The sequence below is a fragment of the Streptodolium elevatio genome (assembly GCF_053592165.1).
Window position 1 is genome coordinate 80,374 of the sequence record NZ_JBSFVE010000024.1, and the last position, 23,385, is coordinate 103,758.

The following is a 23,385-nucleotide window of genomic DNA, read 5'->3' on the forward strand; positions in this document are numbered from 1 at the left end:
GCCCGGCCGCCGACGCGCGGCCGGGCTCGGCATGTGAGGTGAAAGGAGTACGGGGTGGAGCTGTTGCCCACTCCGGCGCGCGCACGAGGGAGCGCCGAATGGCCGGCGAACCTCCCGTCGCACCGGACCTTCGGCGCATTGTGGCGGCTGGTTCCCCTGCGGCACTTCGTTGTGAAGGTGCACAGCCGCTGCAACCTGTCCTGTGACTACTGCTATCTGTACGAGATGGCCGACCAGTCCTGGCGTGGGGCCAGCAAGGCGATGTCGCCCGAGGTCGCCGAGCGCACCGCGTACCGGATCGGCGAACACGCGCGTGAGCACCATGTGGACAGCGTGACGGTGATCGTGCACGGCGGCGAGCCGATGCTGGCGGGCATGGGGCTGATCGGCCGGCTGGCCGACGCGGTGCGCCGGGAAGTCCCGGAGTACACACGTGTAGCGCTGGCGATCCAGACGAACGGCCTGATGCTGGACGACGCGAGCCTGGACGCGCTGCACGCGCTCGGCATTTCCGTCGGTGTGAGTCTGGACGGCGGCGAGGCCGCGAACGACCGGCATCGGCGCTACGCCGACGGCCGGGGCAGCCATGCCGCGGTGGCGGAGGCCATCGACCGGCTCCGGGACCCCTCCCGGCCGGGTTTGTTCGGCGGCCTGTTGTGCACGATCGACCTGGCCAACGATCCGGTGGAGGTCTACGAGGCGCTGCTCTCGCACGCCCCGCCCGCCATGGACTTCCTTCTTCCGCACGGAAGTTGGGACACGCCGCCGCCGGGGCGAGACGCCGACCCGTCGACCGCGCCGTACGGGGACTGGCTGGCCGCCGCGTTCGACCGCTGGTACGACGTGGAGCAGGCGGAAACTAGTGTGCGCCTCTTCGAGGACACCCTCGCGCTGCTGCTGGGCGGCCCCAGCAGCTCCGAGCAGCTCGGCCCGGGCCCGGCCACCGTGGTGGTCGTCGACACCGACGGCATGATCGAGCAGGTGGACACGCTCAAGGCCGTGTACGACGGTGCGGCCGTCACCGGCTTGTCGGTGGGCTCCCACTCGTTCGACGACGCGCTGCGCCATCCGTCGATGGCGGCACGGCAGTTGGGGCTCGCCGGCCTCGGCGCGACGTGCCGGGCCTGTCAGGTGCGCGACGTCTGCGGCGGCGGGTACTTCACCCACCGCCACCGCGCGGGGACGGGGTTCGGCGGCCCGTCCGTGTACTGCCCGGATCTGATCCGGTTCATCGAGCACGTACGCGGCCGTGTGGCCGCGGATCTGGTGGGGGCACGTAACGTGGAGGGAATGGCGTGAGTTCGGGAATCGGCGGCGGAGACTCGCGGCTGGTGGAGGCGGCCTTCGGCTCCCGGATCGACGTGGAGACGCCCAAGCCCCCGGAGGCTCGGCCGTGGCTGGTCGGGGAACTGGTCGGGATGCTCCGGGACATCGGGGTCGTCGCGGGCGACGTCCTGATGGTGCACAGCACACTGCGGGGCGTCGGCCCGGTGGAGGGCGGCGCGCAGGGGGTGCTCGCGGCCCTGCTGGAAGCGGTCGGCCCGTGCGGCACGCTGGTGATGCCGGCCTATACCGAGGAGAACTCCGACACGTCGTGGGCGTTCCTGCGCGCGACGGACGGGCTCAGCGAGTCGGAGCGGGAGGCGTACAAGCGCGCGATGCCGCCGTTCGATCCGATGTGGACGGCCGCGTCGCGGACCATGGGAGCGTTGCCGGAAGTGCTCCGCCGGACCCCGGGGGCGGTCCGCAGCTCGCATCCGCAGGCGTCGTTCGCGGCGATCGGGCTGCTGGCGGACGGCATCATGCGCCACCACAATCCGGCGTCGCACTTCGGTGAGCAGTCGCCGCTGGCCCGGCTCTACTCGCTGCCGGACGCGAAGGTGCTGATGCTGGGCACGGCATTCGTGACCTTCAGCGCGTTCCATCTGGCGGAGTACCTCCAGCCCAAGCTGGCCACCCGGCAGTACCGGTGTGTGATTCCGGACGGGCTGGGGCGTGCGATGTGGTTCACGTACGAGGACGTGGTCCTGGACCTGCGCGACTTCGACCGGATCGGCGCCGCGATGCTGGAGCACCTGGCGACGGGCGAGGGGTACATCGGTTCCGCCCGGTCGCTGCTCGTGCCGCTGGCCCCGGCGGTGGCCTTCGGCATCGACTGGATGGCCCGCAACCGAGCGGACGGCCAGGCGGCGGTGGCCTGACAGGTCTTTTCGAGATCCGCGAATCCGCCCCGTCCCGGGCGGGTTTGCGGATCTCGACGTGTTGGCCGGCAAACCTTGAAGGTTGCGGGGCGGACGGCTATCGTCCCGGGCGGTACGAACGATCGTTAGTCCGATTTGTCGTCAAGCCCCGGGAGCCGGCCATGGCCACCGACCACCGCCCCTCGCCCCCGCCGGGTGCCGACCCGCTCGCGGGCGACCTCGCCGCCAGGTACCAGGCGATGGCCGACGTACGCGCGGGCGCGGGGCACGTCGCCACCGCCATGGGCCGCTACTTCGCCACCGAGGAAGCCGTACGCCAAGGGCTCCGCGAAGTCGACCGGTTCGTCGGCTCGATGGTCGACACCTCGGCCCTCCCCCCGGACGAAGTGATCCTGCCCGCGGTGCCGGAGCCCGAACACGGCCGCCTGCGCGCCATCGTCAACTCGGTGATAGCCGCCCGCCACCTCGACGACGTCCTCCCGTTCATCCGCGACACCTCCGCCGAACTGGTGGCGGCCGCCCTCGCCGCGGCGTCCGACGGCCGCCCCGTCGACCTGGTCGAGGCACTCGCCGATCCGCTGCCCACCGTGGTGATTGCCCACGTGCTCGGGGTGTCGCCGGACGACCGGGACCGCTTCCGGCAGTGGTCCGACGAACTCCTCGCCGCCCAGGGCCGCGGCGCCGACGGCGATCTCGCCCGGACGCACCCCGAGTTCGCCGCGTACGTGCAACGCGAGATCGACAGCCGCCGGGCCGCCGCGGACCCGCCCGACGACGTCATCACCCGACTGATCCACGGCGAAACCGCCGACGGCGCACGGCTGTCCGACGCCGCCGTGCGCACCCAGACCATGTTCCTGATCGTCGCGGGCAACGAGACCACCCGGAACCTGATCGGCAACTGCCTGCGTACGCTCGCCGAACGGCCCGACATGTACGCCGCGGTCCGCGCCGACCGCGCGCTTGTGGACGTCGTCGTCGAGGAGTCGCTGCGGCACGACTCGCCCGTCCAGATCCTGGCCCGCCAGGCGCTGGCCGACGGGTCACTCGGCGGATGCCCCGTGGCCGGCGGCGAACGCGTCGTCTTCGGCATCGCCTCCGCCAACCGCGACGCGTCGCGGCACGCCGACGCCGACACCTTCCGGCTCGACCGCCCCTACCCCCGCGACCACCTGGCCTTCGGCACCGGCGCACACGTGTGCCCGGGCGCCGCGCTGGCCCGCGCCGAGGCGACCGCGATTCTCCACGAGCTCTGCGAGCGGGTCGAATCCCTGGAACTCGCCCCGGACTTCGTGCCTCGGCCCAACCCGGTCTTCTGGGCGCTCGGGCAGCGCTCCCTGCCGTGCGTGGTGACGCCAGCGGGTGGCGCCGGGTGAACGCCGTCGGCCCTGAAGCTCCCGACCTCTCGGCGGCGCGGCGGCACGCGGCCGCGGCGATGTTGGACGCGGGCACGCTCGCGTACATCGACGGCGGCAGTGGGCAGGAGGAGACGCTGCGGGCGAACACCGCCGCGTGGCGCCGACTCGCCCTGCAACCACGCGTGTTGCGCGACATGACGGTAGTGGAGACCGCCACGACGCTGCTCGGCGCGCCGGTAGCCGCTCCGGTCGCGCTCGCACCCACCGCGATGCACCTGCTTGCCGACCCGGAGGGCGAAGCCGCCTCCGCCCGCGCCGCCGAACGGACCGGCCTGCTGCTGGTCGCGTCCCAGGCGGCGAACCGCTCCTGGCAGGAGATCGCAGACGCGGCCCCCGGTGCCCTGCGCTGGACCCAGATGTACATGCTGCGAGACCGCGGCCTCACCCGCGAACTCGCGGTCTACGCAAAGGAGTCCGGAAGCCGCGCGATCGTCCTGTGCGTCGACGGTGTGGCACTGCCGCGCAGATCCCGCATGGACGGGAACGCCTTCGTGCCACCGGACGGCATGCCGTTCCCCAACCTCGCACCCGCCTCGGCTCGTGGCCGAGGGGTGGAACTCGGCGCCGTGGTGTCGGCGTTCGACCCCGCGGTGACCTTCGCCGACCTGGCCCTCGTCAGGGAGTGGTCGGGACTGCCCCTGGTCGTCAAGGGGGTGCTGCACGCCCGCGACGCGGTGGAGTGTGTGGACGCCGGCGCGGACGCCATCGCGGTCTCCAACCACGGCGGCCGGCAACTCGACGGCTGCGTGGCCACGGCCGACGTCCTGGCCGAGATCGCGGACGCGGTGGGCGCGCGGGCCGAGGTCTACGTCGACGGAGGCATCCGTACCGGGCCCGATGTCGTCAAGGCGCTCGCGCTGGGAGCGCGCGCCGCCTTCGTCGGCCGCCCGGCGCTGTGGGCGTTGGCCGCGGGCGGCACCGACGGGCTGGCTTCGTACCTGGGGGAACTGCAGGAAGACGTACGCCGCACGCTCGCGTTCTGCGGCTGCACGTCCCCGGATGCCGTCCGCGGCGACCGCGTGCGGCCGCGCCCGGGCCCGTGAAGTCTCCGGCGGCTGAGCCGACCGTGCTCAACCGCGCGGGCGGAGTCCGTCCAGAAGCAGGGTGACGAGTGTCTCCGCCCCTGAGGGCGAGGCAGCCGAAGCGGTATCGGTCCCGGCCTCGGCCGACGGCGCCGCGGACGCGTACGGGGCGTCGAAGCGCCGGTCCAGCGACCCGTGCAGCGCGCTGAAGACCACGCGCAGCACCTCGCCCGGGTCGAGCCCGCCGCGCAGCGACCCGTCGGCGATGCCCGCCGCGAGCACGTCCGCCCACAGCGCCCGCCCGGCGTCGCGGCGGGCGACGACCGCGGTGAGCTCCGGCGTCCGCCGGATGTACGTCCAACTGTTCGACAGCGTCAGGAACTCGTCGGGGTACATCCCGGCCACGCCCAGACTCGCCCGGATCATGGCCGCGAGCCGGGTGCCCCCGTCGCCCGGCCCGCCCGCCTCGTCCGGAAGCACCCGGTCCAGGGCGTCCAGGTAGCGGCCGACGATGTGCAGCAACATGTCGTTCTTGTCGTTCACGTGGTTGTAGAGCGACGACGGCCGCATCCCGCACGCGTCGGCGATGTCGCGGACGGACGTGCCGTGGAACCCGCGCTCCGCGAACAGCGCCGCGGCGGTCTGGAGCACCCGGTCGCGGGCGGAGGTCTGGGTACGCGTCACCCCTCCATCATCCCGGCTCGCCAACCGCGGACCACCGTCGGCCCGCCGCGGTTGCCCTGCCGTAGTTGCCCTGCCGCGCCGGACCCCTCGCACGCGCTCGACCGCCGCGGCCTCCCGCACCCGCGGCCGCGCGGTCCGCCGAACGGCCGCCGACCGTTCGGCGGACCGCGGCCATCACGAACCATGGCCAAGTACGGCGTTGGGTAGGAGCACAGGGCGAGAGCCGCCTATCACCGCAGAATGCCCACGCCGAGGAGTGCCCGCCCATGAGCAAGCCGTTCGCGTCGTCCGCCGACCTCGGCGAGAAGCAGCGCACGCTGGAGGTGCTCGCCGACGGCGTCTACGCGCTGACCGCCGAAGGGGATCCCAACGTCGGCGCGATCGAGGCCGACGACTTCGTCGTGTGCTTCGACGCGCTCGCGACCCCGGTCGCCGCCCGCGACTGGCTCGCGATGCTGCGCGAGCACACCGACAAGCCGGTGGGCTTCGTGGTCCTCTCCCACTACCACGCGGTCCGCACGCTCGGCGCAAGCGCGTTCGACGCCGAGGTCGTCCTCGCGCACCGGAACACCCGGGACCTGATCGACGAACGAGGCAGGCAAGACTGGGAGTCCGAGTACGCCCGCATGCCGCGCCTGTTCAAGGAACCCGGGTCGATCCCGGGACTCACCCGGCCCAACCTCACCTTCGCCGACAACTTCACCATCGGCCGCGGCGTCGGGCGAGGGCCCCTCGTCCTCGAATACTGCGGACGCGGGCACACCGAAGGCGACATCGTCGCGTGGCTGCCCGAGGAGCGCATCCTGTTCGCCGGCGACCTCGTGGAATCACAGGCGGCGCTCTACACGGGAGACGCCTTCCATCGTGACTGGGCGACCGAAACCCTGGACAGAGTCGCCGAGTTCCCGGCCGAGACACTGGTCGGCGGACGCGGCGCGGTCGCCCGCGGGCGTACCGCCGTCGAAGCGGCGGTCGCCCAGACCCGGCACTTCCTCGAGGTCATGATCGAACTCGTAGACGGCGTACGCCGCGAGGGCGGCACGCTCAAGGACGCGTTCACCGCGGTGCATCGCGAACTCGCCCCGCAGTACGGCCGCTGGCCGATCTTCGAGCACTGCCTCCCGTTCGACGTGTCCCGCCTCTGGGACGAACTGTCCGGCGTCGAGCGACCCCGCATCTGGACCGCCGAGCGCGACCGCGAGGTGTGGGCGGCACTCCAGGACTGAAACCGCGCGACACGAACCGGTCCGCGAACTGTCGGCCGTACGCCGGGAACCGGCCGACAGGCGGTCCCGCCGACGAGGAGGCACGTACATCCATGCCGGAACCCCTGATCGTCATCGGCGCCGGTCCCGTGGGCCAGACGGCGGCGCTGCTGCTCGCGCGGCGGGGCCTGCCGGTGATCGTGCTCGACCGGCGTACCGCACGCGACGCCGCCGGGTCCAAGGCCATCTGCCAGCAGCGCGATGTCCTCGACATCTGGGCCTCGGTGGGCGCCGAGGCCATCGCGGACGAGGGCGTCACCTGGACCACCGCCCGCACGTACTACCGCGAACAGGAGCTGTTCTCCTGGACGTTCGCCGAACGCGGACACTCGCCGCTGCCGCCGTTCGTCAACATCTCGCAGAGCCGCACCGAAGAGCTCCTGGACGCGTGCATCGCCGCCGACCCGCGCATCGAGGTGCGGTGGGCGCACGAGGTCGTCGCACTCGACCAGAAGCGCGGCAACGGCCTCGGCGTCGGCGGTGCCGGTGGCACCGGCACCGGCAGCGGTGAAGGGAGGCGCGGCGTCACCGTGACCTGCGCCAACGGCGCTGTGCTGCACACCCCGTACGTCGTCGCGTGCCCCGGCGCGCGCGGTGCCGACGTACGGGCCGCTCTCGGCCTCGAGTTCCCCGGGGAGACCTTCGACGACGAGTTCCTCATCTGCGACATCCGCACCGAACTGCCGGGCTGGGAACACGAACGGCGCTTCTGCTTCGACCCGCCGTGGAACCCGGGCCGCCAGGTGCTCATCCACCCCTGCCCCGACTCCGTGCACCGCATCGACTGGCAGGTGCCGCCCGGATTCGACCTCGCCGCGGAAGAGGCGGACGGCGGACTGGACCGGCGCATCCGCCGGATCGTGGGGGAGCGGCCGTACGAGCTGGTGTGGCGCTCGGTCTACCGCTTCCACTCCCGGCTCGTCGACCGCATGCGCGTCGGGCGCGTGCTCGTGGCCGGCGACGGCGCGCACCTGCTGGCCCCGTTCGGCGCACGCGGGCTCAACTCCGGCGTCGCCGACGTCGACAACGCCGCCTGGAAGCTGGCGTTCGTGCTGCGCGGATGGGCCGGGGAGGCGCTCCTCGACTCGTACCACGACGAACGCCACGCGGCGGCGCGCGAGAACGTCGACGTCACCGCCGCGACCATGCGGTTCCTCGTCCCGCACGGCCCCGACCAGGCCGAGCACCGCCGCCGCACACTGGAAGCCGCCGCCGAGAACCCGCAGTCCGCCGCCGCGTCGATCGACTCCGGCCGGTTCGCCGAGCCCTTCTGGTACGCCGACTCGCCGCTCACCACCCCCGATCCGACCCGCCCCTGCGCGGGTCGCCCCGAGAAGGGCCGCGACTGCGTCCCCGGACCCGGCGTGATCGTCCCCGACGTCCCCGTCACCGTGGCCGGGCGCCCGGAGGTCAGCCGCCTGCGGCAACTCGTGCGCGGAACCGGCCTGACCCTGCTCTGCGGCGGCCCACCCGACGACGCGGCAGCGGACGAACTGCGCCGCGCCGCGGGCGATGTCACCCCCGCGCCGCTCACCGTCGCGAACATCGGTGCCCTCGACCCGACCGGCACCCTCGCCGAGGCGCTGGCCACCGGCGACGACGAAGCCTGGCTCATCCGCCCGGACGCGCACATCGCCGCCGTCGTCCCGGTGGCCGAACCGCCCGCCCTGGCCGCGGCGCTGCGGCGCGTCCTGGCCCTCGGGCCACCGGAAACACATGAGCGGGATCCGGGCCCGCCCGACCGTCACCGTCACCGTCGCCGTCGTCGCCGAGGAGCCGAACCCGCATGAGCGCCATGCCGACCACCGCCGGACGCCGCCCGGTCATCGCCGGGCTCGGGATCACCGAGATGGGCCGGATCCACGGCCGCACGGCCGCGCAGTTCGCCGCCGACGCGGTGCGCCGCGCCACCGCCGACGCCGGACTGCGCGTCCGCGACCTCGACGGGCTCCTCACCGGAGCCGGGCTGTCCGGCCGCTTCGGCGTCGGCCTGCAACGCGACCTCGGGCTGCGGGACCTGCGCCTGTTGACCGAGATGCAGGCGTTCGGCTCGACCGCCGGAGCGATGGTGCAATACGCCTCGATGGCCGTCATGTCCGGCACCGCCGACGCCGTCGCCTGCGTGTTCGCGGACGCCCCGCTGCGCGAGCGCGCGTCGGCCGGTGCGGCGTACGCGCGCCCCAGGAGCCCGCGCGGCTGGCACGGCCTGGCCGCGGCCGGCGGCATCGTCGGCGCCAACCCCATGTACGCGCTGGCGGCACGGCGCCACATGGACGCGTACGGCACCACCAGCGAGCAGTTCGCCGAGATCGCCGTCGCCCAGCGCGCGTGGGCGACCGCGAACCCGCTTGCCCAAATGCGCGAGCCGATCACCCTACGGGACCACCAGCAGTCCCGCATGATCGCCGACCCCTTCCGCCTCCTGGACTGCTGCCTGGTGACCAACGGCGGCATCGCGGTCGTGGTCACCTCCGCGGAACGCGCGGCCGACCTGCCGCGCCCGGCCGTGCACGTGCTCGGCTGGGGGCAGGGCCACCCGGGGCACGAGATGGGCCGGGGCAGCGACTTCGGCCTGGTGACGGGGGCGGCCACATCGGGGCCCGCGGCGATGAAGATGGCGGGGATCACCCCGGCCGAGGTGACGGTGGCGGAACTGTACGACTGCTACACGTACACCGTTCTCGTCACCCTGGAGGACTACGGATTCTGCGCGAAGGGCGAGGGCGGCGCCTTCGTGTCGGGCGGAATCCTGGGCCCCGGCGGCTCGTTCGCGCTGAACACGGGAGGCGGCCAGCTTTCCGGGTACTACATGTGGGGAATGACCCCGCTCTCGGAGGGGATCATCCAGGCGCGCGGCGACGGCGGAGAACGCCAGGCGCCCGCGAACGACGTGGTCCTGGTGAGCGGCAACGGCGGCATCCTGGACCACCACTCGACGCTCGTCCTGAGCCCGCACGGCCCGTGAACCCCGTTACCTCCCAGTCCGTTTCCGTACGCGCAGCCGCCCCCGCACCCGCCCCCGAAGCCACCCAACCCCCGAATCCGACCCCGCACCGCCGACCCGGAGCACGCACATGATCATCGGCATCACCCGACGGGACCCCGCCACGGAGGAATTCTTCGACGGCACCGCACGCGGCGAACTGCTCATCCGGCGCTGCTCCGAATGCGCCCATGGCAACGCGCCGCAGACCACCGCCTGCGCCCGCTGCGGCGGCGCCGACCTCGCCTGGACGCCCGCCCAGGGCACCGGCACGATCGCCTCCTGGACGGTCGTGCACGGCCGCCCGGCCGACGGTGAGGACGCCCCCGCCGCGGTGATCGCGATCGTCGAACTGACCGAAGGACCATGGCTGCACGCCCGCATCCTGGGCGCCGACCCGAGGGCCGTCGCCACCGGCCAGGAGGTCGTCGTCGACTTCGTCCAACCCGAAGGCGGCGAAGCCGTGCCGGTGTTCCGCCCACGCCGCCGATGAACCCGCGACCGCGCCCGATCACCCTCTAGGGTGGGCGGATGAAGTACGCGAAGCTCGGCAACACCGGCCTGGACGTGTCCGCGATCTGCATCGGCTGCATGAGTTTCGGCACCCCCGCGCGCGGCACGCACAACTGGACCCTCGACGAGGACGCGGCGCGCCCGCTGATCCGCCAGGCCGTCGAGGCGGGCGTCAATTTCTTCGACACCGCCAACATCTACTCGGACGGCACCAGCGAGGAGATCACCGGTCGGGCGCTCAAGGACTTCGCCCGCCGCGACGAGGTCGTCATCGCGACCAAAGTGCACGGCCCCATGCGCGGCGGACCGAACGCGGCCGGGCTGTCCCGCAAGGCGATCATGACGGAGATCGACAACAGCCTGCGGCGGCTGGGCACCGACTACGTGGACCTATACCAGATCCACCGCTGGGACCGGCGTACCCCGATCGAGGAGACCCTCGAAGCGCTGCACGACGTCGTCAAGGCGGGCAAGGCCCGGTACATCGGCGCCTCGTCGATGTTCGCGTGGCAGTTCTCCAAGGCCCAGTACACCGCCGAGCGGCACGGCTGGACAAAGTTCGTCTCCATGCAGAACCACTACAACCTGCTGCACCGCGAGGAGGAGCGCGAGATGCTCCCGCTGTGCGCGGACCAGGGGGTGGGCGTACTGCCGTGGAGCCCGCTCGCCCGGGGCCGACTGGCCCGCCCGTGGGGTACCTCGACCGAGCGGAGCGGCACCGACGCCTTCGGCCGCACGCTGTACGCCGACGACGCGGCCCGGCCCATCGTCGAAGAGGTCGCCCGGGTGGCCGAGGAGCGCGGCGAGGCGCCGGCCCGGATCGCGCTCGCCTGGCTGCTGCGCAATCCCGTCGTCGCCGCACCGATCGTCGGCGTCGGCAAGCCGGACCACCTCGACGACGCACTGGCCGCGCTGTCCGTGGACCTCACGGACGACGAGGCGGCCCGCCTGGAAGCGCCGTACACGCCGCAACCGGTGGTCGGTTTCGGCTGAGTGGCCGAAGCCACGGGAGCGACGTGCCCGGCGAGCACCGCCGTCACCCGAACGCCATACCACATCCTCCCCATGCCGCACTGGGGCGGGTCCGGCGCGCGCGATGATCTCCACCCTCGTACGCTCCGTCCCATGTCCATCCCCACGCCTCCCGCCGCGCCGTCGCCCACCGAGACCCTTGAGCTGCTCCTCGCCGGCAACCGCCGTTTCGTGGACGGAGCGCCCAAGCACCCCAACCAGGACGCCGCCCGTCGCGCGCACCTGGCGCCCGCCCAGACGCCCTTCGCGGTGCTGCTGGGCTGTTCGGACTCCCGCCTGGCCGCCGAGATCATCTTCGACCAGGGCCTCGGGGACCTCTTCGTGGTCCGCACCGCGGGGCACGTCCTCGGCGCCGAGGTGCTGGGCAGCATCGAGTACGGCACGGGCGTGCTGGGCTGCCGCCTAGTCGTGGTCCTCGGCCACGACTCCTGCGGCGCCGTCGCCGCCGCCCGGCTCGCGGTCAAGGAGGGGCTGCCGACCTCCGGCTACGTCCGCGATGTCGTGGAGCGGGTGACGCCCAGCGTGCTCGCCGCCCGCGCGGCCGGGCTGGAGCGCGACGGCGACATCATCGACGAGCACGTCCGGCACACCGTCGACGTCCTGCTGGACCGATCGCGCGTGCTCGCGGACCTCGTCGAGGCGGAACATGCCGCGGTCGTCGGGATGTCGTACCAACTGGCCGAGGGCAGCGCCCGCATCGTCACGACGCGCGGCGTCACGCTGCCTGCCTGACGCCGCGTCACCCCGGGCTCGGAATTCCCGGGCCCGGATGTCCCGGCCCCGGATGTACATCCATGAGTGCTGCTACAGGCTCATGTTCGGATGGCGTACGCGCTTCAGCGCGCTGTAGTCCTCGCCCGGCAACTGGCGGAAGCTGCCCGGGGGGAGCGTCAGTTGCTCGTCCCAGGGGACGACTTCGCGGCCGTCGTCCGACCACCGCGGCAGCTCCACGACCGCGTACCAGCGCCCGTTGGCGCGTTGCTCCAGGCGCACGATGGGCAATTCGACGTCCTGGCGCGCGCCGCGGAACCGCACCGCGACCCGCGGCCGGTGGTCAACGTGCTCACCAGACGTGCCCATGTGTCAATAGTGGCGCGGGAGTTGGCCTGATGTCACGGGGAAACGGAACGCTGTTCGCCGGGTGCGGAGCGGATTTGTCGATCTTGTTACGGTGTGCCCCGACCGGTGAGTCCGGTGCGTCGCCGCCGCGGGCCCGGACGGTCAGCCGTCGACGAGCGCCGGAAGCGACGCCAGTCCGCGTACGCGCGGCGAGGGCTGCCAACGCGGCGGACTGCCGGGATCCAGAAGGGCGTTCGGGAAGCGGTCGAGGAACACGCCGACGGCGATCCGCGCTTCCAAGCGGGCGAGCGGCGCCCCGATGCAGTAGTGGATGCCCTGGCCGAAGCTCAGGTGCCGGGCGAGATCCGGCCGCACCGGGTCGACCGCGTCCGGTGCGGTGAAGCGCCGCGGGTCGCGGTTGGCGGAGGCCAGCGACAGCAGTACGGTCTCCCCGGCGGGGATCACGACGCCGCCGACGTCGATGTCCTCGACGGGGAAGCGGCGGATGGCCAGCAGCGCGGGTGACTCGTGGCGCGCGACCTCCTCGACGAGTGCGGCGGTCGCGTCGGGGGAGGAGGCGGCGTCCGCCGGCGGGCGTACGCTCCGGCGCAGTTCCGGGTCGGTCAGTACCGCGTGCAGGCAACTCGCCATCAGATTCGCCGAGTTCTCGAATCCGGCGAACAGGAGCAGGAACGCCAATGAGGTGAGCTCGTCCTCGGTGAGCCGGTCGTCGTCGGCATCGCGGGCGGCAACGAGCGCGGACAGCACGTCGGTTCCGGGCGCTGTGCGCTTGTCCGCGATCAGCCCGGTGAAGAAGCGCAGCATTTCCCCGACGATCTCGCGCATGCCTTCGCGGGTCGCGCCCGCACCCAGTAGGCCGGTCGTCCACGCCCTGAACCGATGGCGGGACTCCTCCGGAACACCGAGGAGTTCGGAGATCACGAGCACCGAGAAGGGCGCGGCGTAGTCGGCGACGAGGTCGACTTCCCCGGCCGCCGCCAGGTCGTCGGCGAGCCGATGCGCCGCCTTCTCCAGCGCGGGCCGCATGCGGGCAACGTGCCCGGCGCCGAAGGCCGGACTGGCCAGCCGGCGCAGCCTGGTGTGCTGCGGCGGATCCATGTTGAGCAGGTTCGCGTCCAGGGCGGGTGGCAGTTCGAAACCGCGGTAACCGCCGTCCGGTTTGGCATGCTGCTTGGACAGGGACAGCCGGGGGTCGGCAAGCAGGGGCGCGACGTCCTCGTAGCGCGTGACCAGCCACGCGGCGCTGCCGTCCGGGGCCACGATCTTGTGCGCGGGCCCGCTTTCGCGCAGCCGCGCACCGACGGCGTGCGGTTGCTTGGACATGGCCTCCGGATCCACTTGCCGTCTCCCCTTGCCGTACGTGCGGGTTTTGCGTGCGTGCGGTCCCGCGTACGCCCGGTCCCAAGTACGCCCGGTCCTGCGGTCTCGCGTACGCGCGGTCCTGCGCACTGCGTTTTGCGTCCGGTGATGAGCCTATGTGAACCCGCGCGGCGGACGTACCGCCCTCATGCGCGATCGGGACAACGCGTACCGGCAGGCCCGGGGATCTGGCAACGTCGGGGAACCGGCGGCACGTTGTGACCGGCCGCCACCACCGCGAAGGATCCGCCTGGGTCCCGACACAGAGGGGACGCCGCCTCCGTGCCGTACGGCATCATCCTGCTGCCCGACGACCACACCAACGCCGCCCTGAGCGCGTACGCAGAGCGCATCACCGCTGGCGTGCCGACCATCATGCGCATCGGCGAGCAGTACCTGCCGCACATCACGTTGCTGCACGTCGACGCGCCCCGGGGGTCGGCCGCCGAACTGTGGGGCCGGAGTGTGGCGGCGATCGCGCCCGTGACCGAAGTGCGGCCGTCCGGTGTGCAGTTCGGCGCGATGGCCCGGGGTGACCTCTACCTGCCGCAGGGTGGTGTGTACGTCGGCCTGGAGGCGCTGCGGCGTACCGCGCTGGAAGCTGCGCACCGCCGCGTGCTCGAACACGCACGAGACCTCGACCTGCCGGTGCTGAGCGGCGCCGGCGAGAACTTCCGCCCCCACGTGACGCTGGCCGCCTTGGAGACCGCCGATCGGGTGGCCGCACCGCTGCCGCCGACGGACCTGATGGCGCCGTTTGCCGCACGGCTGGCCTGGGGCGAGATGGGCCCGTACGGCACCTTCTCGCGCATCGAGGCCACCGCCGGCTGATCGCGGCGTCAGGCGGCAACCGCCTTGGCGGTGACGACAACCGCCGACGCGAACGCGACGCCCAGGACGGCCTGGCCGACCGTGCGGCCGGTGAGTCGGCTGCCGAGGCGTCCTCCGATCGCGGCCCCGGCCAGCCCGGCGGGCAGCAGGACCGCCGCGTGCACGGCGTCGGCCCGGCCGAAGCGGCCGGTGGCGGCGAGCAGCGCGAGCGCGACGACCGAGGTCACCGCGAAGTACGCGGACAGGTTGGCGCGCAGACGCGGCGCTGCCGGCGGCCGGTAGACGAGCGACACCGGGGGGCCGGGCGCGGCGATAAGCGTGCCGAGGAAGCCGGACAGACCCCCGGCGCAGGAGAGAGCGGCGGGGGTCGCGGGGATGCGTAGGCCGCACCACGCCGCGATGACGGCGGCCCCGATCACGACCCCGGTGACCAGCGCTATCGGTGTGGCGTCGAGGGCCGACAGCGCCCACACGCCGACCACCATCCCCGGTACGCTCGCCACCGCCGCGCCCCGCAGGTCGCGGACCACCAGCGCCTCGCGTTCCCGCCAAGCGCCGACGCCGCAGACGACGACCGTGAGCGCCAGCACCGGCCCGGGCACGAACGACCGGTCGATCAGCGCCAACAGCGGCGCACTGATCAGGCCGAAGCCGGCTCCGGTGCCGCCCTGGACGACGGCCGCGGCGGCGACGGCCCCGACGGCCAAGGCGAGTTCCACACCGGCCGTCATGCGCCGCGCCGCCCGGCCACGTGCCGTCCGGTAGTTCGGTGTCCGGCAGCTACTCGCCCGGTATCGAGCCGTCCGGTAGTCCGGCGCAGGGGTGCTCTGCGCACGGCGGCTCCCGGACGTGTCCCCCGAGAAGTTCTCGGAAGAGGTCCCGGAAAGGTTCCCGGGCGCGCCGCCTCCGCGCGCGAGTCGGCCGCCGCTTCCGCACACGCCTCCGCGTTCGCTTCGGCAGGGTGTACGCCAGGGAGTGGTGCTCGGGTCGTCATGGTCATCGAGGCTGGCGGGCCGTACTGGACCCGGTAAAGATCCAGAGATCGGCATCGTGACGGGTCCAGATGTCCGTCGGCCGGCCCCCTCAGCGACCGCCCAGCAGCGCCCTGGCCTCGGTGGCCAGTGCGGCGATCCCCGGATCGATGTCAGCCGTGCGGACGGCGGTGAACCCCAGGCGCACGCTGTCGTACGGCCCCTCGTCGGACAGGAACGACGCCTCACCGGTCTCGATCAGGACCCCGGCCGCCGCCGCGCGCCCGGCGAGCAGCCGAGTGTCCAGCCCCGCGGGTGCGCGCAGCCACAGGCTGACGCCGCCCGCCGCCGGGTCGTACCGCCAGCCCGGCAGGTGGCGGTCGACGGCTTGGCGCGCGGCGAGCCAGCGTTCGCGAAGCAGCGAGCGCAGCGTCCGCACCCAGCGGCGGTACTCGCCGCTGCCGATCAGCAGGGCCAGCGCGCGTTGGAGGTGTCCGGGTGGGTGCCGGACCATGTACCGCCGCAGGTCGCGCAGGTAGGCGATGAGCTCCGGTTCGCCGACCAGGTAGCCGAGGCGCAGCCCGGGCGCGAGGAACTTGGCGAAGCTGCCCAGGTAGACCACCGCCGCGGGGTCGGCGGAGGCGAGTGCGGGGGTGCTGCGGCCGACGTACCGCAGTTCGCCGTCGTAGTCGTCCTCGACGACCGGGAAGCCGCGCGCGGTGGCGAGGTCGAGCAGGTGGCCGCGGCGCGGTGCCGACAGGGTGGCGTTGGTCGGGTACTGGTGGCTCGGGGTGACGACGGCCATGGCTATGTCGTCCGGCCACGGGTCGAGGACGACGCCCCAGTGGTCCACCGGCAGCCCGACCAACTCGGCGCCGGCCCGGGCGAGGATGTGCCGGGCGTCGGGATAGCCGGGGTCCTCGACGGCGACGCGCGCGCCGGGGGCGACGAGCGCGGTCGCCAGCAGATGCATGCCTTGTTGGGATCCGCTCGTGACCAGCACCCGGTCGGGAGTCGTGGCGATGCCGCGCGCGGGCAGCACGTCGCGGCACAGGGCGCGCAGGAGCAGCGGGTCGTCGGCGTCCTGGCTGTCCTGGAGGCTCGCGGCGCGGTGCTCGGCGGTCAGCGCCGTACGCAGGCAGCGCAGCCACGCGGCGGTCGGGAACGTCTCGAACGGCAGGTGCCCGTTGACGAAGCGGTAGCGGTAGCGCTGCCAGTCGGCGGGCTTGGCGATGTGCGGGTACGAGTCGCGCGGCGGCCGTGCCGCCAACTCCCGCAGCCACGCGGGACGCGGACGGCGCGGCGCGCTCCCCGGGTCGTCGGCGGCGAGCCGGGCGACCAGCTCGGGGTTGACCACCATCCCGGACCGCGGCTCGGCCGTCACATAGCCGTCCGCGACCAGCTCCTGGTACGCCAGGTTGACCGTATTGCGGCTGACCCCGAGCGAGGCGGCCAGCTCGCGCGAAGACGGCAGACGCCGGGCACCGAAGTCGCCGGCCGAAATGGCGTTCTGCAACTGCCGGCGGACCTGGCGGTACAGCGGCTCGGGGGAGTCGTGGTCGAGCGGAAGGTACACGAGGCCGATCGTGCCCGGTCGCGGGCCGGACCGGGACCGGGCCGTGGTCGGCCTCACATCGGTCGCACGTCCACTTAGCTGTCATATATGGGCTTCCGTGACATTTTGCTCGCGTCTTCCCGCGCCCGGCGGCGCCGCCGGGCGCAGACGATGTTTCATCTGGCACCGTCATCGCGGTCGGATGTGGTTCTTGTTCCGGTTCCAGTGCCCTGCGAGCGTGATCATTCTCCGCCGCAGCGACGAGGAAGGCGTACGACCCATGACCGCACCGCGTACGGCGTACGAAACGCCGCCCTCGGCGCCCCCGCCTCTGCTGCCCATACCCCGCCCGCGCCGCACCGCACAGGCGCCGGCCCCGCACCGGACCGAGGAGCCCTCCCTTGTCGCGCATTGATGCAGATGTGGTTTTCCTCGGCGGCTCCGTGGTGACGGTCGACGACGCCCGACCGCAGGCCGAGGCGCTGGCGGTCCGCGACGGCCGGATCGCCGCCGTGGGCGACGCCGCGGACGTCCGAGCCTTGGTCGGGCCCGGCACCGAGGTCGTGGACCTCGCCGGCGGCTGCCTGCTGCCCGGCTTCGTCGAGGCCCACGGGCACCCGGTGAGCCTCGGCTTCGGCACGGACGGCCCGATCCGCGACATCCGCCCCACGACGGTGCGTACCGCCGAGGGCGTCGTGGCGGCGATACGCGAGGCGGTGGCGACGGCCGACCCGGAGCACGGGGCGTACCTGTTCGGCTGGGACGGCCTGCTCCAGAGGGGCCTGGTCGAGCCGACGCGCGCATGGCTCGACACGCTGTCGCCGGACCGCCCGCTGGCCGTGATCACGAACTCGGCACACGCGGTGTACGCGAACTCCGCGGCGCTGCGCGCGTCGGGCATCACCCGCGACACGCCCGACCCGGTCGGTGCCCACTTCGTCCGCGACGCCGATGGCGAACCCACCGGCAAGGGCCTGGAGGGCGGCGCGCTGGCGGCAATCGTCGGGTCGGCGCTCGCCCGGCGCCCACCGGGGCCGGACACGCTGCGCACGAACCTGGCCGAGCTGAACCGCGTCGGAGTGACCACCGTCGGCGAACTGGCGTTCCACGCGTCCCGCCGCCCCATGGTCGACGCGCTGCGTGCGGAAGGCGGACTGACCGCGCGCCTGCGGCTGTACGAGGCGTCGGACCCCACGCTGTCGACCGCCGTCCCGCTGCTGAACGGCGACGACATGGTGCGGCAGGTGGGCATCAAGACGTGGGCGGACGGGTCGCCGTGGAACGGCAACATCGCCACGTCGTTCCCGTACCTGGACACGCATGCCACACGCGTCGTCCTCGGACTGCCGTGCTCGCACCACGGCGAGACGAACTACGACCGGGAGGCGTACCGGGCGATCGCCGAGGCCTACTTCGCCGAAGGCTGGCAACTGGCCTGCCACGCGCAGGGGGACGTCACCACCGACATGGTCCTCGACGTTTGGGAGGAACTCCTCGCCCAGCACCCGGACATGACGGACCGTCGGCTGCGCCTGGAGCACTGTGGCGCGATGACCCGCGAGCAATACGACCGGGCGGCGCGCCTCGGCGTCACCTGCAGCCTCTTCATGGCACACGTGCGCTACTGGGGCGAGGTGCTGGTCGACGACCTGTTCGGGCCGCGCGGCGAGGAGTGGGTGGCGGCCCGGTCCGCGCTCGGTGCCGGAGTACGGATCTCGCTGCACAACGACGGCACCGTCACGCCGCCGGACCCGCTGGGCAACATCATGACGGGGGTGACCCGCCGTACCGAATCCGGCCGCGTCCTGGCGCCGCACGAGACCATCACCGTTGAACAGGCCCTGCGCGCCCAGACGTTGGACGCCGCGTGGCAGCTCCACGCCGATGACGTCATCGGCTCGCTCACTCCGGGCAAATACGCCGACCTCGTCGTCCTGTCCGCCGACCCCCGCCACACCGCCCCCGAGGCAATCGGCGACATCGCCGTTCGCGCGACGTACCTCGAAGGTGCGCCGGTCTGACCGTCTGCCTGCAACCCCGGTGCGCTGAACGGATGTTGGCGCGGTTCACCGCCGTACGCCGACACTTTCGCGGGTCGCGCCACTACGCTGCGGCCGGGAGCTTTTGATCGGTTGGGGTTGGGGGACACGGTGACTGGCTTGCGTGAGGCCGGAAGTGCGACGAGCGGAGCGGCCGCAGACGCGACCGCGGCGGTCCGGGAGGCGTTCGCGATCCTTGCGGCGGTGCCCGACCCGTATGAGCGGGCGCTTGCGGTGGGGGTGGTCCTGGAGCAGATGCCCGATCTGCAGACGGAGTTGCGGGGCATACGGCAGGAAGCGGTGGTGCAGATGCGCGAAACCCGCACCATCCAGGACATCGCCGCGGCCCTGGGGCTGTCGCAGCCGCGTGTCTCGCAGATCGCCAAGGGCGTGTCTCGAACCGTGAAGCGCACCGGCAACGCGGCGAAAGAGGACGCCTGACGGACGGCCGTGCCGGGGTGAGCGCCACATCGTCGGGCGAAATATACCGATATGTTGCTTATGGCGCAGCCGCCTGGAAGGGTATTCGGGGGAGCCTCGGGGCGCGTGACCGGCGACCCTCCAGGACCTCCCCAGGGTGCGGATCCCGCCGGCGCCGACGCGGGGCGTACCCTCGCCCGGGGGACACTGAAAGCCCTCGCCTCTCGCGACGTCAGGCGGCGGCAGTGGAAGCACCGACAGGAGGGACCTCGACGATGACCGGGCGTACCGAGAAGGCCGTACTGGCAGGCGGCTGTTTCTGGGGGATGCAGGACCTGTTCCGCAAGCAACCCGGCGTGGTCTCGACGAGGGTCGGCTACAGCGGCGGCACGACCCCGAACGCCACGTACCGCAACCACGGCTCGCACGCCGAGGCGATCGAGGTCGTCTACGACCCCGAGAAGACCACGTTCCGCGACGTCCTGGAGTTCTTCTTCCAGATCCACGACCCCAGCACCAAGAACCGGCAGGGGAACGACATCGGCAGCAGCTACCGCTCGGCGATCTACTACGCCGACGACGAGCAGCGCCGCGTCGCCGAGGACACGATCGCCGACGTCGACGCCAGTGGCCTGTGGCCGGGCCCGGTGGTCACCGAGGTCGAACCGGTCGGCGACTTCTGGGAGGCCGAACCGGAGCACCAGGACTACCTGGAGCGCTACCCGAACGGCTACACCTGCCACTTCCCCCGCCCCGGTTGGAAACTCCCGCGCCGCACCACCCACCCCGCCTGACCCGCCCGGTCCCCGTCCAAGCAGAAGACCCCGCGCCGCACCCCCACATGCGGCCAATTTGCCTGCCCGGACACCGGGTGACGGGTAGACCCGGAGGGATCAACGGGGTCCTGGTCGTGCCCCTGTGCGCGCATCCGCCTAAGCGCCCCGCCGAAGCAGCCCAGAGGGCCAAGATCCAGGCACGAACACGGGAGCGCCCCGCACGCTTCGTGCGATCCCTCCCACATGACTCGGCGCTCCAGGGGTGTCAGGCTGGAGAAATGGGGGGTTTCACGAGGGCCAGAGGAGGCGAGTGCCATGACGGCCGCAAACCGTGACGACGTTCCCGTGGTGATCGAGGGCGACGGTGTGGAATTGCGCACGAAACCCATTGGCGGTGACCTGTCGGTCGGTTTCATCCGGCTGCCGAAGGGTGCCCACATGGGACCGGCGATGCAGGGGCTCCCAGGCGACGCGTGTCAATGCCCGCACTGGGGCTACCTGATCAAGGGACGGCTGACGATGCACACCCCTGCGGGTGACGACGTCTACGAGGCGGGGCAGGCGTACTACTGGAGTCCCGGCCATGTTCCGGAGGCGCTTGAGGACTCCGAGTTCGTCGAGTTCTCGCCCACTGAGGACTTCCGGCCCGTCGTCGACCACATCAAGTCCCAGATGAGCTGACGAGAGCGGTCCGGGCCGATGTCGCCGTAACGCCAAACGCCGGCTTGGGTATCAGTGCCGCGACTTCGACGCCGAACGTCGCGCGAATGGCACCGCCAGGCGGCGCTTGCGTTCCGCGGTGTAGGTCCACCACGGCCGCGGTTCGCCGCCGCCGGCCTGGTCGACCACGGAGATGAAGGTGTCCAGAAGGCACGGGTCGTGTCTGCGGCCGTCCCGGTCGCAGAGCCGCTCGTACATCTCGTAGGGGTCGCGGTCCACGAGGTCGCCGGGCTTCGTCACCCCGGCGCGAGCCAGGTGCCGGACGACTGCGGGGCCGACGTTGGCCATCTCCAGGAGTTCCGCGTGTCGTTCTGCCATGTCGCCTGCCTTGCTTGTCGGTCGGCGTGAACGCGCCAAGGCGGACATGCGCCCTCGCCCGGCACGTGACGGGAGCGACTCGACGCGAGCGCGTCGCTCCTCGACCATCATCGAGAATCAGCGGGCGCGCGTCTTGAACGTTTCGGACGCGCCGTTCAGCGCAGGATCAGCCGCAGTACGGCTTCTCGCAGGTCGTCGCGGCGGCCGTCGACCAGTTCCTCGAGCGTGATGTCGAAGACCATCGCGACGAGCATGTGGGTGACCGGCTCCGGCGGATCCCAGCCCAACGCCGCGATCTCCGGTGCGATGAGTTCCCTCGTCCGCGCGTTGCGGACACGTGTCTCCTCGAACAGTTCGGGCTCTGTACGCGCCTGCACCAGCAGTGCCCGCGTACCCGTGGTGGCGAGGCTGGCGTCGAGATAAGAGTGGACGCCTCGGGACACCCTCTCGCGGCCCGACGGTATGTGGCCTATTTCGGCCAGTACCTGTTCCTCGAGCCCGCCGTGGTATCGGCGGTGCAGGGCGAGCAGATAGCTGCCGCGGTCCTTGAAGTGCTGGTAGAAGCTGCCCTTCGCCATGCCTGCCGCCTCGACCACGGCGTTCACCGACATCTTGGAAAGGCCGCGCGCGTCGGCGACTTCAAGCCCCGCGCGCAGGAGCGCCTCGCGTCCCGGTCCGGCCGGTCGCGCCATCTCTCACCTCGACTGGGAGTGGCCAACACCTTGGATGGTCTTGACAGTTGGACCCCGTGCCCACACCTTATGACCGACCGCCCGGTCAAAAACAGGCTCGAGCGCCGTCCCGAGCCAACAGCGTTTGTGTTCTCGCGTTTGGAACGTCGCATTCAACGCCGTGCCGTCGGTGCACCCGGTCGACGCAACCGAAAGGACGTGACCCGCTTCATGCCCGTCCGAAGCACGCTACGACGCAAGATCGCCACGATTCTGGGGGTGTTGAGCCTCGCCGGCGGCGCCCTCGTCACCGTGCCGTCCGCCGCGCAGGCGGCGGGTGACGCACCGGTGGAGATCCGGCGTCTCGTCCCCGCCGGCGCCGACCACGCCGCGGTGCTGCAGTCCAACGTGAACTACTGGAACGTGGCCAGGATCGCCGAGTGGGGCCTCAACGCCGGCGGCGCCGACGCCTATGCGCCGCCCGGTGGTTGGGACGACCTGAGCAAGCCGTGGGTCGGCCCGGGCGCCATCTCGCGTACCGCCGGCAAGATGCTCATGCAGTACCGCAACACCTGGAACGGCGCGATCACGCACTCCGCGTGCTCGGCCAACGTCATCAAGGCCGCCAACCAGAGCACCATCGTCACCGCCGGGCACTGCGTCAAGATCATGGGCCAGATGACCGGACAGGTCTGGGGCGACTCGGTCGTCGTCAACGCGGTGTTCATCCCCGGCTTCAACGGCGCCGCCGTCCCGCGCAACACCCCCGGGACCGATCCGACCACCGCGCCGCTGCCCGGCGCCGACATCGCGCCGTACGGCGTCTGGGGCCTGACCCGCGTGTGGGCCACGCCGACCTGGGACGCCGACAGCACCTTCCGCAGCGGCGGCGACGTCGCGATGGCGACCGTCGAACGGCCCGGCGACCCCACCCCGATCCAACAGGTGGTGGGCGGCCAGGACATCGCGTTCGGGGTGGAAGCCCATCCGCTGACCCTCCACCAGTTCGGCTACCCCGTGGACAACGGCCGCAACTGGTACTGGACGAAGAACAACGACGGTACCTACGGCCACGACTACGGCGTCGACCCGTCCCTGTGGCGCGGCTTCGACGGCCGGTCCCTGATGTACGCGCGCGGCTCGACCATCCCCGACGCGACCCTCGGAACCCTGGGCCACGACATGCCGTCCGCGATGGCGCCGGGATCCAGCGGCGGCCCGTGGCTGATGAACTTCGATTCGGCGACCGGCACCGGCACACAGGTCGCGGTCACGTCGCGCTTCACCAACTCCTCCGGCAATTCACCCTGGTGGGACGCCATTTGGGGACAAGTCCCCGCCGGCAGCAGCAACCCGAACTGGGCCTTCGGCCCGTACTCGGTGGGCAACGGCTTCGGCGCCCTGACCCAGGCGATGTACAACGTCGTCCAGAACGCCACCCCCTGACCCCGACGCGCGACATCCACCCCGGCGGACCGCGTCGGACCCTGGTGGGCCGCCCGCCACCGAGCGAGTGGCCCACCAGGT

General features: G+C 72.1%; 23 protein-coding genes. 16 read left to right on the forward strand and 7 right to left on the reverse strand.

What is annotated here, in order from left to right; all coding sequences use genetic code 11:
* Positions 1 to 54: 54 nt before the first annotated feature.
* From ACWD12_RS33630 to ACWD12_RS33645, 4 genes are all read left to right on the forward strand, one after another.
* Positions 55 to 1,299: an FxsB family cyclophane-forming radical SAM/SPASM peptide maturase gene (locus tag ACWD12_RS33630; protein ID WP_450102736.1), complete on the forward strand. Its 1,245-nt coding sequence runs from the start codon at positions 55 to 57 to the stop codon at positions 1,297 to 1,299.
* On the forward strand, positions 1,296 to 2,201 hold the full coding sequence (locus tag ACWD12_RS33635; protein WP_450102737.1) for an aminoglycoside N(3)-acetyltransferase: 906 nt from the start codon (positions 1,296 to 1,298) through the stop codon (positions 2,199 to 2,201). Before ACWD12_RS33630 ends, ACWD12_RS33635 begins: the two co-directional genes overlap by 4 nt.
* A gap of 161 nt (positions 2,202 to 2,362) precedes the next feature.
* Positions 2,363 to 3,577: a cytochrome P450 gene (locus ACWD12_RS33640; protein ID WP_450102738.1), complete on the forward strand. Its 1,215-nt coding sequence runs from the start codon at positions 2,363 to 2,365 to the stop codon at positions 3,575 to 3,577.
* Entirely contained in the window at positions 3,574 to 4,662 is a 1,089-nt protein-coding gene (locus ACWD12_RS33645) for an alpha-hydroxy acid oxidase (RefSeq protein ID WP_450102739.1), read from the forward strand. Before ACWD12_RS33640 ends, ACWD12_RS33645 begins: the two co-directional genes overlap by 4 nt.
* A gap of 27 nt (positions 4,663 to 4,689) precedes the next feature.
* Here the strand turns inward: ACWD12_RS33645 and ACWD12_RS33650 are convergent, their stop codons facing one another.
* Positions 4,690 to 5,325 (reverse strand): TetR/AcrR family transcriptional regulator, encoded by a 636-nt coding sequence (locus tag ACWD12_RS33650; protein ID WP_450102740.1) that lies wholly within the window; start codon positions 5,323 to 5,325, stop codon positions 4,690 to 4,692.
* Positions 5,326 to 5,591: 266 nt separating this feature from the next.
* Between ACWD12_RS33650 and ACWD12_RS33655 the strand changes: the two genes are divergently transcribed.
* The 6 genes from ACWD12_RS33655 (at position 5,592) to ACWD12_RS33680 (ending at position 11,850) form a co-directional block, all read left to right on the forward strand.
* The gene (locus tag ACWD12_RS33655; RefSeq protein ID WP_450102741.1) at positions 5,592 to 6,551 is read left to right on the forward strand and encodes an MBL fold metallo-hydrolase; all 960 of its coding nucleotides are present in this window, start codon (positions 5,592 to 5,594) and stop codon (positions 6,549 to 6,551) included.
* Positions 6,530 to 8,380, forward strand: coding sequence for an FAD-dependent monooxygenase (locus ACWD12_RS33660; RefSeq protein ID WP_450102742.1), 1,851 nt, complete (start codon positions 6,530 to 6,532; stop codon positions 8,378 to 8,380). The genes ACWD12_RS33655 and ACWD12_RS33660 overlap by 22 nt, the downstream gene beginning before the upstream one ends.
* Positions 8,377 to 9,555, forward strand: a complete 1,179-nt coding sequence (locus ACWD12_RS33665; RefSeq protein WP_450102743.1) for a thiolase family protein — start codon at positions 8,377 to 8,379, stop codon at positions 9,553 to 9,555. Before ACWD12_RS33660 ends, ACWD12_RS33665 begins: the two co-directional genes overlap by 4 nt.
* A gap of 109 nt (positions 9,556 to 9,664) precedes the next feature.
* Positions 9,665 to 10,066 (forward strand): Zn-ribbon domain-containing OB-fold protein, encoded by a 402-nt coding sequence (locus ACWD12_RS33670; protein ID WP_450102744.1) that lies wholly within the window; start codon positions 9,665 to 9,667, stop codon positions 10,064 to 10,066.
* A 38-nt stretch (positions 10,067 to 10,104) separates the two neighbouring features.
* Positions 10,105 to 11,079, forward strand: a complete 975-nt coding sequence (locus ACWD12_RS33675; RefSeq protein ID WP_450102745.1) for an aldo/keto reductase — start codon at positions 10,105 to 10,107, stop codon at positions 11,077 to 11,079.
* 132 nt (positions 11,080 to 11,211) lie between these two features.
* A complete protein-coding gene (locus ACWD12_RS33680) occupies positions 11,212 to 11,850 on the forward strand; it encodes a carbonic anhydrase (RefSeq protein WP_450102746.1) in 639 nt (212 codons plus the stop codon).
* A gap of 72 nt (positions 11,851 to 11,922) precedes the next feature.
* Here ACWD12_RS33680 and ACWD12_RS33685 read toward each other — a convergent pair whose 3' ends face one another.
* Positions 11,923 to 12,198 (reverse strand): hypothetical protein, encoded by a 276-nt coding sequence (locus tag ACWD12_RS33685; RefSeq protein WP_450102747.1) that lies wholly within the window; start codon positions 12,196 to 12,198, stop codon positions 11,923 to 11,925.
* 141 nt (positions 12,199 to 12,339) lie between these two features.
* Complete coding sequence (locus ACWD12_RS33690; protein ID WP_450102748.1) at positions 12,340 to 13,521, reverse strand: cytochrome P450 family protein; 1,182 nt, start codon at positions 13,519 to 13,521, stop codon at positions 12,340 to 12,342.
* 318 nt (positions 13,522 to 13,839) lie between these two features.
* On the opposite strand from ACWD12_RS33690, the gene ACWD12_RS33695 reads away from it, so the two are divergent.
* On the forward strand, positions 13,840 to 14,388 hold the full coding sequence (locus ACWD12_RS33695; RefSeq protein WP_450102749.1) for a hypothetical protein: 549 nt from the start codon (positions 13,840 to 13,842) through the stop codon (positions 14,386 to 14,388).
* Positions 14,389 to 14,396: 8 nt separating this feature from the next.
* On the opposite strand, the gene ACWD12_RS33700 is transcribed toward ACWD12_RS33695, so the two are convergent.
* On the reverse strand, positions 14,397 to 15,119 hold the full coding sequence (locus ACWD12_RS33700) for a TSUP family transporter (RefSeq protein ID WP_450102750.1): 723 nt from the start codon (positions 15,117 to 15,119) through the stop codon (positions 14,397 to 14,399).
* 352 nt (positions 15,120 to 15,471) lie between these two features.
* Positions 15,472 to 16,935 carry a MocR-like pyridoxine biosynthesis transcription factor PdxR gene (pdxR, locus tag ACWD12_RS33705; protein WP_450102751.1) on the reverse strand — a complete coding sequence of 488 codons (1,464 nt, stop codon included), beginning with the start codon at positions 16,933 to 16,935 and terminating at the stop codon, positions 15,472 to 15,474.
* A 380-nt stretch (positions 16,936 to 17,315) separates the two neighbouring features.
* On the opposite strand from pdxR, the gene ACWD12_RS33710 reads away from it, so the two are divergent.
* The 4 genes from ACWD12_RS33710 to ACWD12_RS33725 all read left to right on the forward strand — a co-directional run bounded on the left by ACWD12_RS33710 (position 17,316) and on the right by ACWD12_RS33725 (position 20,830).
* On the forward strand, positions 17,316 to 18,935 hold the full coding sequence (locus tag ACWD12_RS33710; RefSeq protein ID WP_450102752.1) for an amidohydrolase: 1,620 nt from the start codon (positions 17,316 to 17,318) through the stop codon (positions 18,933 to 18,935).
* Between the two features lie 138 nt (positions 18,936 to 19,073).
* Entirely contained in the window at positions 19,074 to 19,394 is a 321-nt protein-coding gene (locus ACWD12_RS33715) for an RNA polymerase subunit sigma-70 (protein WP_450102753.1), read from the forward strand.
* 254 nt (positions 19,395 to 19,648) lie between these two features.
* Positions 19,649 to 20,167, forward strand: coding sequence for a peptide-methionine (S)-S-oxide reductase MsrA (gene msrA, locus ACWD12_RS33720; RefSeq protein WP_358362446.1), 519 nt, complete (start codon positions 19,649 to 19,651; stop codon positions 20,165 to 20,167).
* A 297-nt stretch (positions 20,168 to 20,464) separates the two neighbouring features.
* Positions 20,465 to 20,830, forward strand: a complete 366-nt coding sequence (locus ACWD12_RS33725; protein WP_450102754.1) for a hypothetical protein — start codon at positions 20,465 to 20,467, stop codon at positions 20,828 to 20,830.
* A 51-nt stretch (positions 20,831 to 20,881) separates the two neighbouring features.
* On the opposite strand, the gene ACWD12_RS33730 is transcribed toward ACWD12_RS33725, so the two are convergent.
* Both ACWD12_RS33730 and ACWD12_RS33735 read right to left on the reverse strand, forming a co-directional pair.
* Positions 20,882 to 21,187 (reverse strand): helix-hairpin-helix domain-containing protein, encoded by a 306-nt coding sequence (locus ACWD12_RS33730; RefSeq protein ID WP_450102755.1) that lies wholly within the window; start codon positions 21,185 to 21,187, stop codon positions 20,882 to 20,884.
* A 155-nt stretch (positions 21,188 to 21,342) separates the two neighbouring features.
* The gene (locus ACWD12_RS33735) at positions 21,343 to 21,879 is read right to left on the reverse strand and encodes a TetR/AcrR family transcriptional regulator (protein WP_358362453.1); all 537 of its coding nucleotides are present in this window, start codon (positions 21,877 to 21,879) and stop codon (positions 21,343 to 21,345) included.
* A gap of 210 nt (positions 21,880 to 22,089) precedes the next feature.
* Here ACWD12_RS33735 and ACWD12_RS33740 point away from each other — a divergent pair, with 210 nt between their 5' ends.
* Positions 22,090 to 23,304: a trypsin-like serine peptidase gene (locus ACWD12_RS33740; RefSeq protein WP_358362454.1), complete on the forward strand. Its 1,215-nt coding sequence runs from the start codon at positions 22,090 to 22,092 to the stop codon at positions 23,302 to 23,304.
* Positions 23,305 to 23,385 lie beyond the last annotated feature (81 nt).